12 protein-coding genes are annotated in these 14,038 nt (G+C 39.5%); all 12 read right to left on the bottom strand.

Going from position 1 to position 14,038, the window contains the following annotated elements:
* Window positions 1-396: 396 nt before the first annotated feature.
* Complete coding sequence (locus AC50Y3_RS15695) at window positions 397-1,587, bottom strand: nucleotidyltransferase domain-containing protein (protein WP_494819665.1); 1,191 nt, start codon at window positions 1,585-1,587, stop codon at window positions 397-399.
* Window positions 1,588-1,611: 24 nt separating this feature from the next.
* Complete coding sequence (locus AC50Y3_RS15690; RefSeq protein ID WP_494819664.1) at window positions 1,612-2,733, bottom strand: SAVED domain-containing protein; 1,122 nt, start codon at window positions 2,731-2,733, stop codon at window positions 1,612-1,614.
* Window positions 2,734-3,734: 1,001 nt separating this feature from the next.
* On the bottom strand, window positions 3,735-4,802 hold the full coding sequence (locus AC50Y3_RS15685) for a DUF3800 domain-containing protein (RefSeq protein ID WP_494819663.1): 1,068 nt from the start codon (window positions 4,800-4,802) through the stop codon (window positions 3,735-3,737).
* Between the two features lie 516 nt (window positions 4,803-5,318).
* Entirely contained in the window at window positions 5,319-7,232 is a 1,914-nt protein-coding gene (locus AC50Y3_RS15680; RefSeq protein WP_494819662.1) for a J domain-containing protein, read from the bottom strand.
* Window positions 7,233-7,256: 24 nt separating this feature from the next.
* Window positions 7,257-7,946, bottom strand: coding sequence for a J domain-containing protein (locus AC50Y3_RS15675; RefSeq protein ID WP_494819661.1), 690 nt, complete (start codon window positions 7,944-7,946; stop codon window positions 7,257-7,259).
* A 696-nt stretch (window positions 7,947-8,642) separates the two neighbouring features.
* Window positions 8,643-8,810: a hypothetical protein gene (locus tag AC50Y3_RS15670; protein WP_494819660.1), complete on the bottom strand. Its 168-nt coding sequence runs from the start codon at window positions 8,808-8,810 to the stop codon at window positions 8,643-8,645.
* Window positions 8,811-8,968: 158 nt separating this feature from the next.
* Window positions 8,969-9,544 (bottom strand): histidine phosphatase family protein, encoded by a 576-nt coding sequence (locus AC50Y3_RS15665; RefSeq protein ID WP_494819659.1) that lies wholly within the window; start codon window positions 9,542-9,544, stop codon window positions 8,969-8,971.
* A gap of 82 nt (window positions 9,545-9,626) precedes the next feature.
* Complete coding sequence (locus AC50Y3_RS15660; protein WP_494819658.1) at window positions 9,627-10,073, bottom strand: DUF1801 domain-containing protein; 447 nt, start codon at window positions 10,071-10,073, stop codon at window positions 9,627-9,629.
* 166 nt (window positions 10,074-10,239) lie between these two features.
* Window positions 10,240-10,527, bottom strand: coding sequence for a hypothetical protein (locus AC50Y3_RS15655; RefSeq protein ID WP_494819657.1), 288 nt, complete (start codon window positions 10,525-10,527; stop codon window positions 10,240-10,242).
* A 56-nt stretch (window positions 10,528-10,583) separates the two neighbouring features.
* Window positions 10,584-10,889, bottom strand: a complete 306-nt coding sequence (locus AC50Y3_RS15650) for a hypothetical protein (protein WP_494819656.1) — start codon at window positions 10,887-10,889, stop codon at window positions 10,584-10,586.
* Window positions 10,890-11,139: 250 nt separating this feature from the next.
* Complete coding sequence (locus AC50Y3_RS15645) at window positions 11,140-11,763, bottom strand: hypothetical protein (protein WP_494819655.1); 624 nt, start codon at window positions 11,761-11,763, stop codon at window positions 11,140-11,142.
* Window positions 11,764-12,923: 1,160 nt separating this feature from the next.
* Complete coding sequence (locus AC50Y3_RS15640; RefSeq protein ID WP_494819654.1) at window positions 12,924-13,838, bottom strand: hypothetical protein; 915 nt, start codon at window positions 13,836-13,838, stop codon at window positions 12,924-12,926.
* Between the last annotated feature and the right edge of the window lie 200 nt (window positions 13,839-14,038).

The raw sequence follows: 14,038 nt of genomic DNA, 5'->3' as shown, positions 1-14,038 counted from the left end.
TTTTCCGCCGTACCGCAACTTGTGGGATATCGCATATAAGTACGGAACCAGGCATTCCTCAGCGTACGTATTTAAGGTTGGTTGTTTGTGTATCTTCGTCAGTACCCTGAATGGCGACCCCACACAGAGCGTGTCATCGGGATTGATGTGATGCTTATAGTCCCTCGGGATTTTGTTGTTCAACTCTGTAACTTGAGGCAGATCGTACGGGAATTTTTCAGGAATAAATATCTTCAATAAATAGCTGTCGGTGATGCTAGGGGCTCCGTTGTAAATCGCTGTGAAGGAGAAGGTTCCTCTAAGCGTGAATCCCGACGCTCTCATTGGAGCAAATGACATTCCTGGATAATCCCGTAAAAAGTCCTCTGCACCATAGAATTTCATACTCGGCATCTATTATAAGCTTCCCCAAGGTTTGATTGGATCATTTATCTGATGTTCTTTCGTAGGATGTGATAGTTTCGTGTCTAACCGGCTTATGTTTAATTTCTTCTCAAGAACATCAGCGTTCATTTTAACGGAAAACATAGTATTAAAACTTTCGCTAAGGAGAACAGGATCGTTTGAAGTTGTAACGTGTTCAAAGTCTATTTTTGCTTGTTGTAACCAAATCAAGAAATTCTCCTCGAGCTGCAAGTCGGCATATTCCAGCATTGCCCAACGATCAGCAAAATCTTCCTCTGGGTTAACCGGATTCGGAACACGTGGAGTTGATGGTTTTAGCTCATTGGACATTCTTTCTAAAATGTTGCTTAGTGCTTTAACAACATCCCCCTCCCCGCTATAAGCTCGAGCCGCTAGTGTTGTGATGATTATGGAAATCGGTTTCGATTCATCATCACCGAACATCATATCTCTGTGACGCTTCAGCAACTGAACAACTTTCTGTAGGGGCTTTTTTTCTTTAAACACCGGAACGCTATCTACCTGGGCTTTCTCTAGTAAGATACGACTTTCTGTTGTCTTCATCCTATTAAAGAACCATAACTTGTATCCTTCAGGATTACTGATATTCCAATTATCAGACAGTCGGTTGAAATTAGGATCCCGGTCGTCGGTAATAGACATCGCAGTATCGGATGCACCTTTCGCTACAAATTCTTCAGCTCCTGTCTTATACATCGATTCAAATAACATCGCTTTCTTTACATCATCGACTGGAATTGCAGGGACTATATCCAAATGAAAACTGATATCATCTTGATATTCCAATCGCCAGCAACGATGTTTACTCATGAGTTCTTCTTTTATGCCCCTTGCTCTTCTATACAATTCAAGTTCTTGGCCAATAAGATCCTTAACGTCTTGTTGCGTATGCGAGTATTTGTTGATTCCAACACGCAATTTACATGCTAAATCTAAATCGTACTCCTCTTCCTCAGCTAATGGTCTAATCGACGTTCCAAGCATGAAAGAACCTTGCGGAAATATATGCACATCGTTATCCTTGAGTGAACATTCGTCACGATTAAACCACTCTCCAAGATCCTCATATCTTTTCTTTGCTCTCTCGTAAGCGGATGATGGCAAATCAAGATTTTCTGCAAGTGTGGACAAAATGAGTTCTTTTTGTTGGTTAGTATCCATGTTGTTTTCCCCTTTCAGGCGGCGTTATTCAATGTCGTAGATATACGCGAAGCCATTTGTATTTTTATTTTGATCGTATATTTTGAGAGGCAAATCTGCTTTGTGCATCCAGCATCTGCCGATTTCTACAGCAATAGATACGGGTACCGCTTGGAAAAGATGAATAGTATTATTTTCACCGTGAGTAGCTTTAATCATATCTAGTAACATTCTAAACTCTTGTCTAAACTGACTAAGTTGTTCCTTACTTTTTAGGAAGTCGTTATATGGCGTATCAATTGTGATCGTCCAGATAGAGACATCGTTGCCAAGAACGTCACGAATTCTACTATTGTCAATCGTGGCGCTCAGCGAAAGGTTTAGTGCGATGGTCTCTGTGAAATGATCGGGTGGGGAAATTTTATATGTAAAACCTTCAGGGTTGGCCTGCCATACCCAATCGGCAGGCTCTCTATGTAGTTGATAAACCTCTATAGCTCTGATGTCGGATATTAATCTACCTAGCTCAATCAGGAGTGGCATAGGAGCAACGGCGAAGATTGAAAAATGATTGACCGCTGTTTGCAAACGTGGTTGAACTCTATCACTAAACAATCGTCTTAAATTCTCTCGTTCCATCACCCAATAAAGTGGCTCATGATCTTTAAAAACGCTATTGCCTAAACTTAGCTGGATGCCATCTCTTTCTGCTGGGTAATTGTCGGGAAGCATTGCATGGACTGCTTGTTGAATACTAACCATCGCATGATGCTGTCCGATGTTCGCTCCGTATAAAATGACGTGAGATTGTTTGTCATCGGTTAAGGAGGTAAGTAACTCCATTTTATCCTCATGCTTTTTTTTCATTTCGAGCAACAACGCTTCGGGATGACCATCCACATCCGCTATATCAATTCTTCTATGATGCACATCGCACATGAGCATCAAGTTTCTTATGTCCTGCTTTAATTCTTCTGATCTCATAGCATCTCCACGAGGACCATCTGGTCTATCTGCTACGATGTGGGCGATATAAGAAGAATTGAATTCTGCCTTGGTTAGTGCGTCGTACCAAAGAGGTTGGTTACAACCGTCATATTGGCAACGGCCGGCAGCCTTCCCCCATAATCTTTGTTTTACGGGCAATGGGATATACGAAACAGACATTGCTTTCCCCTCTCTTACTACTATATTAGATAATCATTACATTTTACTAATTATACATTCCTAGATTTTCCTTTTCAATGTAGATCTGAAGTACTACATAGAAGTAATTTCTTTAGGTTAGGTTTAGATTTTTTCTATAAGACTAAGCCTATTGAAGAGTATTAAAAACCACGCTCTTATTAAGAGATAATAGCGTGCTGGGAGTCGTTTTTGCAGCATGCGTCCTCGCATCCCGGAGCCGCTTCCACTTTAAACAAGGTGAGGCTCTTCTTAAACTTCGTTTGTTTAGGCTAATAATGGCAGCAAGAATTAAGTTGTATTGCAATTAATATACCCTCCATCTTTTACTTGAAAGTATTTCGTCGATAAATTAAACAATCCTAACCGTTTTTTAATGAAAAACGGCAGCTGAGGATTAACCAGCTGCCGTCGTGTTATATTGAGCGAAAGTTCCCGGTTAGCTTAACGACCAAGTAGTTCACGCAAATTATCTCTTTCGTAGTCAGGCATTGAGTAGGCTTGCGGCATAGTCAATGGTTTTCCGAGGGGACTGTTAACGAAGGTAGCCGTCGTACCTTCGTTAAGCCACACAACTTTGTCAAATGTATTCCCAGACTTGGTTTCCATATGTACCCAATAGTCAGGAGCAGCTTGGTTTCTATCCACTTTTTCGGCTTCCTCAAAATAATTTAGCACATGTTGCATGGCTCTTTTGGTTCTGCGTTCATATGGAGCCCGAAACCAAACTTTCCATTCGGCAATGGAATTGCATATACATTTCCGAGTTTATAGCGATGGGCTTCTCTGCTGACATTTCGCAACTCCTTTTCAAGCTCCCTGGTCAGTTGAACTATCGTGCCCGTTCAACGAAGTGCAGTCTTACATTTCTGGCTTGGAGCTTCATTTATGCGATCTCCAAGCTTAACGTGGGAATGAGATCAAGTTCTTGTCACCCGACAAATCCGACCCGATTTTGTTCGCTAATGAAATCGGACTTGGCATTATTCTAAGATTTGAATATTGATAAAGTCGTAATCAGGCGTCTTAAAAGTTTCTTTGTTGATATTGAATTTGTCAAAGAAATAGTGAGCGACTTGGTCCTTGACTCCATTCTGACCCGGAAAATTAAGTAGTCGACTCAAACATCCAGTAAAAACGTCCGCAATCTGGACCATGGGACTAATGATTGACGGGACCGATTGAAATGTTCCTAAACGAACCTTGTCGTCGAATCTGGCCTTGATATGCGTTTCGAGTTCCAGGGTTTGAGAGGCCATGACGAGCTTGTCCTTCCCGTCCTCCTGATCCTTGATCACGTTGACGGTCACTGGCAGTCCGGCTCGGCCTGTGCCGATCTCATGATCTAAGCCGTCGCAAATGCCCACTGTATAGAGTTTGGTGAAAAGATCGTCTATCTTTAACGTCGAACCGACACGCTTTGTGCAAAGTGCTTTAAAGCCGATATTTGCTGAAAAATCGGCTATCAGATCTATCAGATCAAGGTAGGCTTGCACTTTATCCTTATTTATTGCAGAGAAATGGAATTCGTACTTTTTATCCAATCCATTGCTCTCCTTAAAATTCGTAACAGCGCTCCTTACCTCCGACCCGATTTTGCTGATCCAAAGCCCACCCATCAGAGCATATGTTTCGCTTTTACCGGATTCATCGCAGTATACGTATGTGGTTGAAGATGCGTCTTCGCTTAGTTCGACATGGGACCCCCTATAGACCTCTTCTCTTTCTCTGCGACGATGCTGAATCTTATCGCTGGCCTGAAAGGAACCGAAATCGTTCTGAATCTTTGCTCTCGCACGAGTGATGTCGCTTTGTTGCTCCAGCTTCATGAATGCTAAGCCCGTGATATTTCCGCTGTTGTACAGACCGTTTTGGAATGTCTCCCAGTATTTAAGAGACAGTTTCCTGTCGGAGTCTCTTGTTTCTGGATAATGATTTAAAATGAACGCAACCCTTGCGATGAGCGTTCTAAAGTCGTTTTCCTCCAGTTGACTCAACATTCGAGCCTTTTGGTTTTCGATTTTGACTAGTTTCGACTCATCTTCGGACATATCGAGGACCACCTTAATAAAAATTGGATAATTCTAGTATACCAGACAATAGGACTTTTGGGGCATTGCGTTTACTAGGGACAACAAAAAAGACCACTCGAATGAGTGGCCCACTTGCGTCAATGGGTATATGCCAGATCGTCAAGATCAAATGCAAAGGTTTCCCTACCTTCAAATTTTGTTATGACTCACTTCTACCACCCGCAGTCTAATACTTTATTTTTTAGAAACAATTGAAACAAGTTGCTGGCAAAATGGGCAAGCCTACCGCCAGTATCAAATGTTTTCGGAAAGTAGAACCGGGTATAGTACCAGCCACTATCTAACGGATATTCCGCTTCGTCATAACTCTGTAATACGTGCCCCATCTCCTCCATATTTGTTACACCACGAAACTTATATTCTGATGGCATAAATCTCCCGACAATATGTGATTTAGAGTTATCAAGAAAGAATGATCTGCGATTAACCAGCTGGTCCTGGCCAATCCTTTTCAAAATAGTTCCAAAGTCAAATTTAAAAACCAGAGAAATCGGATACTTTCCCGCTTAAATCGAATCTGATCGTAGAGAAACCGTACTCCCATTCATCGCCTAAAGCAGAATAAGCATGAACGGAAGTAGGGGTGCCTAGATAATTAATAACGTCTTGCTTGGTGACTCCTATGTCAATCGCTTTCGCACCATTTTTTTTCGAACCTAAGTTCGCTTTTCCTTTTGGATTGTTCGTCCATCCATCAACGGTGTCATTGGTTGAAAAATGAACACTTGATAAGCCCTCATACTCCCACTCATCACCCAATGCGGAATATGCGTGAACACTTTCTGGTGTTCCTAGAGCGTTCACAACCTGTTGTTTAGAGGAACCTAATGAAAAGGACGTGTGCGGTTTAGCATTACCCAGAAACGCTTTCCCATTAGGGTTGTTGGTCCATCCATCAACAGTGTCGTTAGTGGCGAAATGAACACTTGAAAACCCATAATCCCACTCGTCACCTAGCGCGGAATATTCATGAATAGCATTCGGTTTACCGGCCGCTGCTCTAACTTCATCCTTAGATGAACCAAGAGTAAATGTCGTCGAGGTAGTAGGCACTGCTTTAGAAGAAGCTTTTGTTGACGTAGGAGTCGTTGTTACATTTGAATCATCAGAAATAGGTTTTGATACTTCGGATGAAGAACTAGGCGGTTCGGAAGTTGTTTTCGTTTTCGAAACTTGTGGCGGTTTAGCATCATGAGAGGCAGCTATTTTATTAAGAGCAGCTTCGATTTCTTTTGTGGATTTATCTCGCAATGCTAGGGGCTCCATCAATTTTGGGTCGACAGAGGGCCAAGTTGGCTTTGGCAATCCAACCCAATAGTAATCCGGCTCTGCTGCTTCGCTATCCCAAACGGCTAAAAGACGTTTTCCAACGTTTTGATTATTTTCAACCACAAGTTCCGTGTCTGCGAACCAATCTTCATGGGGCGTTGTATCGAAAATGGCATAAAGTGCGAGCATCACATATTTATGACCACTATACACCACTCCATCCAGTGTCTCCTTCAATTGATTCATGACCATACGGGTCTCGTACTCACGTTGTCCAGACTTTACGAGATATTCAAAATCATCCTTCCCTACCATGCAAATTACTATAAGATTGTCTTCTCCGTTTTCCTTCGATATGTAAGTAAAAAAACTCGGAAAAACACGTTTATAATCTAACTCAAGCGCTGGAAACTGATTTACAAACGTTTGATTAATACTATTTGCAAGCGCGGACTCATCTGGAGGAGCTACGGATGTACTGTCTGTGGTTGTGGGAGTTGTATTATTAAGCTGCTCCTGTTTGGCAGCAGTTTTTGAACCACTTTCCTCATCGGCCCCATTTCCTATGGTTGAAGAAGTATCTTTCTCAGTTTCACCTGCGTTCGTCTCAACATTATTTTGGGCCTGAGACGTAACTACAGTTTCCGTAGAGCCCGTAGAAGCAGTTGCCACCACACCAGTTGTCGAAGATGCATTGTACTGTTCTTTTATCGCACTTATGAGAAGTACCAAGACGACACCTGCAAGAATACCATACAAAACATTTAAAAACGGATTTCGAAAAAGCTTATTAGATTCCCCTGGCTCTTTATCTTCATTAGCAGAGGCCGAAGCACTCTTTTGGGGAACTGTTCCTGATGAAGCGTTGTCGGTCTTGTTTGACGTTTTCGTTTTATTTGCTTCTGCCGACTCCTTAAAGCCAATCATTTTATCGTACTCTTTGCGGGACTTTGAATTCGATAAGATGTCGTAAGCCAAATCCAGTTTTATCATTTCAAAGGACTTCGCACCAAATGTGCTGCGCAATTCATTAGCTTTGTTGTTGTAGGCAGCATGGATTTCTTCGGTCGTCGCTTTTTCAGTAATGCCTAATAAGGTATAATAATTGGCTGCTGTCATGGACGCCTCCGGAAATAGGTATGGTTACTGTGGTACTTTTCCAGATATCAAATAACTTAGTGCAACAAGCATTTTATACCCACCGTACAAGATTGGACCATAAGCAACGATGTACGTCCCTCCTGACGACGCTTCATTATAGGTCACGGCCGTAACGATGCCGCCAATAGCACAGGCGGCTAAACCAATCAAGAAAGGCTTCATCGCGGACGAGCGGATGAGCTGTTTCCGGCGGTTGACGCTAGCACGGGCGATGGCTTCTGCAATGTGCCTTGGACAGCCTTTTTCAATGAGCATTGGCGAAATCTTGTTCCAATTGTTGTTTTGGAAGGCCAGCTCGTAAGCATAAACAAGCATTTCATCGATAAATAAATTAGCCGCCTCAGCCTCATTCATTTCGGGTTCTGGTTTTCTGGTACCCTCCGAACGCGTTTCTTGATAGTCATGTCTCTCCTGATGCTCCGTTTTCGTTTGTTTCTCCTCTTGATTTGTTTCGTTTTTCCGTAAAGTATAATTATAATCTCTTCTTGCAGAAGGATTCGATAATACTTCATACGCATAACTGATTCGTTTAAACCGTGCGGTTGCCATTTGAACCTGGTCCTGATTTTTATCCGGATGCCATTTCATGGCTAATCTTCTATACGCCTGTTTAATTTGCTCCTGGGTCGCATCTTGACTGAGTTCAAGAGTGTCATATAACGTACCAGACACAAGCAAATCCTTGCATATTCCACATCTGGATATGAATCGTTTTGCACTAAATACGCGATTTTCTTTACCGCAATTTACGCACGTTATCATCTCATATTGACTCAAATGCCATCATCCCCCAGTGGCAATTCATCCAAAATATCCCTAATAAGACTATTGTAGCATGGAATGATTCGTTTGAAGAGTCGAAATCATGTTGAAACAAGCGCTTTAATAAAAAGCGTCTTGAGCTTGCTTATTGTACACTGTTTCAGGTATGGGAGTGGGAAGAATTATTAGACCGTATTTAAATGTACTTCCCATTAACCAGGCCTTCTAACGAAAGCAACGCAAAGATAGATTATTGAATACATGCGAAAGTTAGAATTCATTATCAATCTCTCAGAGAATCAAATTGAACAAAATTTAATTCCCATTTCGCAATTCATTGAAATGATTTATTGTAGATTGCACATCTAGAACATTATTCAGATCAATTATTTTTCGACGTTTCATGCTCCAACAACATAAACTTAAGGAATCGCATAACAGCTTACATATACGTAATGCTTCAATTACACTACCCTCTTCTTTATTAATATTAGTTCGAACAGAAATTTCTTCAGCCTTATCAGCCTTACTACCTGTATTTAGTTCAATTTCAATTTTGTACTCTCCATCATTATAGAGAAAGTAACACTCATCACTGAATGAAGGTCATGATTTTAATGAGGGATCATTCTTTATATAAGTTGAGTTTTCGAGTATTTCTACTGCTCGGATAAAATCAAAATTGTTTTGCCCTACAAACTCCATACCATCTTCACTCAAGATTGGTGTATTCCCAATTGGAAATAGATAAAATTGATAATCCCAAATTGCCATAATAATCACCTCCGAATACTGTTGATGAATACTTGTATACTTACTGATTATTTATTCATAAAAACTTCTCCGTTCTCCTGCCCGTTAACTTAATGAAGCCGCCGTTCGTACCGGCAGCTTCGTCATAGGTGTGTATTGAGCTATAGTGCCCCGTTAGCTTAATCTTCTAAGTGACTTGTGCAATTTATAAGATTGCACTCCCATTCATCGTTTATGTAATTTAGTTCTGTAATTGAGGTATTTCCAAAATGAATATCAATATTAATATCAGGAATGAAATACTTTATAGTTAGTCCAATCAGAGCCCCATGACTTACAACTAAAATTCTTTTATCACTATAATATCTTAGTAATTCCAAAACAAATGATGACCCTCTTTGAATTATTGATTCGTCTTCTTCTATCCCTAGAGAAAGGCTCTCCCATTGTTCTCCCCATTTACTAATGCGCTCCTCAAGTGAAGTACCTTCCGTTACACCTTTTTGCATCTCTCTTAAGCGCTTGTCAGTCTGGACAACTAAACCTATTGATTTCGCAACAATACTCGCAGTTTCGCTTGCTCTTGAAAGATCACTAGAAAAGATTAGATCCCACATATCTTCCCTCAGACGGGATTCCAGTTGGCGAGCTTGGTTTCTCCCTTCTTCGTTTAAGGGAATGTCACTTTGACCTTGGGCTCTTCTCTGATAATTCCAATCGGTGATACCATGTCTAATAAATATAATCTGAGTCATTTTATCGCCCCCCTTAATCTAAAAAATAATTTCACACTAGGAGTACGTACGTTTGTTCTCCGTTAGCTCAAACACAACTGCCTTACTTTGAGCTCGTCGCTTCAATCCATTTAATAACTATTTCAGTGACTTTTTCTTTTTTTGCCTCGACGTCGCTCTTTCCTGTGAACTTTATGATGGCCCGATCGGTACTTACCCAATTCAATAAACCTGTAGTGTCTTCAAACAGAGGTGTATTTCCTGAATGATTCTTTACCTTGACTCCATGATGAAAAATAAGACGAAAAAAACCTTTTCCTTGTAAATTAAATGTCACTCGATCTTCATTGTTGAAACAAAAACTCGGTGCATTCCACTTAATATGTTCGGTAATGGAATCATTGGCGCTCAATATGATGTTCCGGACTTCTTCGATTTCCTCTTTTAAGGGATGCTTTAGATGATTTAGAAATTCAAGCACTTGTTGATGACCGGTCAGCGTAATTGATTTTTTGCCGGCTATTTCTGGTGTCTTCTTATTTACAGTCATAGTGAGCAATTGCTCCCTTCCTTTATGTATTAAAAAAAGTAAACAGCATGTTACAGAATGATGTTTCTTAGGAATTGCTCATTCTTTAAAACGGTTAGTGTAATCTGCGAAAACGGCAACGTTATGCCGGTTGCCGTTTCTTGATGTTTAATGAGCTATGGTGCCGTTAGTCCAATGGCTTTGATGCCGATAACAACTCATTTTCGCTTTCCAAATATCGTAATGTTCTCTCAACATCTTCTTCATCGTAGCTTCTCACAATTATCATGTGTTGGATAAACAAGCCCGGTGGATTTACATCATTTCGAGAGAGATTGTTATTAAGCCGTTCTGGTGTATATAAAATACTCCATCGTTTGCTTCCATCTTCAAAAGTCATAGTAACCTCAACCCAATTCCACTCTTCTGAGGGACCTTTTGGGTCATCATCAAATCTCCATTGCAATAATTTCATTAAATCCTCCGTCGACCAAGTAATAAGTAAAGTTGCACCGCGCTATCGTGTCCCGTTTAGCTTAAAGATGTGTTTGAATACCTTTTAGCTCTATTCCATTGGTTGTCTTTTGTTTCCCTCCATTCAACCCAACCAATAGGCAGGTCAGCTAATTGAACCAAACTTGGGTCAAAATCAATTATCTCCTTTAACCCAAGTAGACACGCATATTCTTTACTGACTTCTCCACCATCAAGAAACTGCCACATCCCATCATCCTCGTCATGGGATACATATAAAATAGGGCTTACTCTCTCACTAATTTTAAGAGTTGTAATCACAGCTACATTTTCGGTATCATCAAATGGCCAGGATTCCGTCAATTTTTTGACCTCCATAGTTGAATCGTTGGTGCAACCGCCGATTGAGTGGCAGCATGTTCTTTTATTGTGCTATCGTACCTGTTAGTAGAAAACGGCAGCCCTATGCCGGCTGCCGTTTCTTGATGTTTAATGAGCTTTGGTACCGTTAGCTTAATGAATCTTGCCGAATAGCCCGATGCGTGAATATGGTGTTATTCGAAGGATCCGACATCCTCGAATATGCTATGAATTATCACTTGTGAATACGCGATTATTTCTGGACTCTTTCACTTTCATATTCAAAGTTTTGGTCATTATTCAACCTATAATGCCAAGGTGCTGATTTATAATCCTTTAATAAATAGTTATTTCTTGTAAAGTCAAGCGCTTCTTGCATTACAACTCTGCCTTTAATTTTCACTTTTGAATCTCTTCTAATGTAATTGAACAATTTATTAATTTCTTTCTTATGATTTTCCCAATTGACTCCACTAATATAACCCCAGCTTTTAGCTCTTGCTTCTGAATTAGAACCTATATGAGATTTTGAAATATAGTTATTATGTATACCACCTAAATATAATTGCACCAAAGCAAACCCTTCAATATTGTATCTATATGTGTGCCCAGTTTTTTCATCTAAGTTAATTTTTTTAATCTCAAGTTTGTCCATAATTGTGGGTGACCACAATTGAAAAAGGCAATGAGTTCCGTTGCCATGTTTATCAATTCCAACACAATATTTATCATCAATTTCTATGGTTGATTTATATTCTTCAAGTTCAGAATCAAAATCTGAATATGACTGAAACACTCGAAAGTTGAGTTCTGAAAAAATAAAATCTAATAGTTTAAGTTGATCAGTTCTTGTCGAATAGAAATCTAAGTTCGCCATAATGTTCCTCATTTCGACTTTCGTATTTCAAAAAGTCTTCGGATCTTTCGGATAACATCTTATTCGCGAACTTCGTAAATTCGCCTTGCCTAAGGTATTCGCGAAGTTATTGAACTATCCTGCCCGTTACTTTAATGAAAAATGGAGCATCTGCTTGATCGGCAAACTGCTCCTTGGTTTGTATAATATAACGTTCGCTGGTAATTCAAAAAATCGGTTTGTATATTTTATCCGTATCAGTATCAATTACGAAATCAACTTCCACTTTATTATCAAGAGGTATATGATCAAAATTATGGAGTCTTTGAAAGACATCAGGTAAATCTCTAATATCAGAAGTCAACCTCTTTGCTTGCAGATACTTTTGCTTTAATTCCCGTTTATTGCACTTAGCGCCAGAAATGAGAACTCGTTGAAAATAGCCATCAATTATGATTAACATTATCATCACGACCGGTTGCTAACCAATCTATATAGCTAAGAATACTTACATAATAACTCATCACGCGTATTAATTTATACATTTAATCACTCAACTCAACTGCCTCGTTAGCTCAACAGGCTGCTATCCACACATTAGCTTTATGTTTATTTTGAACTTTCTCCTTCCAGTCTCAATTCTCAAAGTGTTTTAACTATCCTGGCCGCCCGTTAGTTGAACAAAATCAGCCGATCTATGGATATTTAATTTGGTGTCATTTTGAGCCTTTTTTTTGCTTCTCTTTCATTGAATATTAACATGTAACGAAAGCCGAATTTGGGGACATGAAAATGCATTGAATAATGTTAAATAGACCAACAATCTGTATCGTTTAGTAACTGCGGAGAAGGTATCATCTTACTGACCAAGATTGGAAAACAATACAACTTCTTGTCTTTTGAAAAGGACAAGAAGTTGTATCCATAAAATAAAAAAACCGCTGTTTACGCGGCATCTAATGGATATATGTTCTTGTCCTCTTACATTTGCCTTCTCTATTGTCGGAGGACAAGAATAAATATCGATAAAAGACAAGAACATGATTGGTTTTCTTCTCTTCAATTAAAATAAAGCTGCCGGCAAATGTGTCGGCAGCTTTATTTTAATTAGTTTACATCAATTCTGCATGGCAAGAGGTTGCTACTTTGCTCCTGATGATTAAGCGGGAATTCTATTATACCTAGCGTGAAAGAGGAGCATTAGAGTTTAGAGGTATAGAATTTTTCTTTAAAACTTTTACAGTTAATCGAATAATTTTCTTGGTCTCCTTCTGTTTCACTAATGTTTTGATCACTTCAGGTAAGTTTTCTAAAATTCGAATATGACGCATATTTTGAATCACTTCCAATATCTTTCTCGATCCACATTTCTGAAAATCATACCCTATTGTGTTAATGAATGCCATTAAAATCAAATGAAGTACTACAATACGATCCCACCGCAATCTGTCTTCAAGTCGATTCATGCCGTTGAAAAATTCGGAAAGGTACTGGAAGTCTTTCAACCTGGCATCAAAATCTTTCATCGTAATAACTTTCCCATCTTCTACGAATCTATCACACATACTACGTAAATGATCACTAAAAAAATGATCATACTGATAATACTCACTATTGTAGGGTACTCCGTCAAATAAACTGACATCCGTGCAAATCCAATGCAAGGCTTTTAGAAACATTAAGAACTCAATGTCTTTTCTGTTTCCGATCTGTGAATCGATGTATATCGCATCGTTTTCAAACATTCGAACAATTGTCAAAACACGAAGAAAGCGGTACATTGTTGACTTATGATAGTAACCTTCATTAACCAACCAACCTTTTTCATCATTAATATATAAATTTAGTAAACGATTATGCAGATCAGTAGCTGCTTCTAAAATCCTTCCATGATAACTACCGATTAATTCACGTAATTTCTTCTTTTGCTCATAGCTATACTCTTTTTTTAGTTTGTAGGTAAGGGATCTGTTGTCGAAGAAAGATTTCAAAGAAATACTAAAAAAATTTCCTAAAATGGTGGTAATCAGGGCTACGATAGCTGACACAATTGCAGTCTGCACAGAAGGATTTAAACTTATAAAATATTTATACAATTCACGACCTCCGATACAATATGATACATATTGTATCATATTGTATCCTAAGCATACTACACAAAATAAAAAACTGCCGACTAGTGTGAAGGCTGCCGGGTGCTACTGCCTTCTCCATTCGGGATGTGCACTCTTGAGTGAGCAACCATGTATGTCGCTCATAAAAAAGCTCAGCCTCCTTTTGGCTGAGCTTTTTTCCT

It is taken from the genome of Paenibacillus sp. J22R98 (assembly GCF_059383835.1).
Note: the sequence above shows the minus strand (reverse complement) of the source record. Positions and strands in the feature narration are given on the sequence as shown.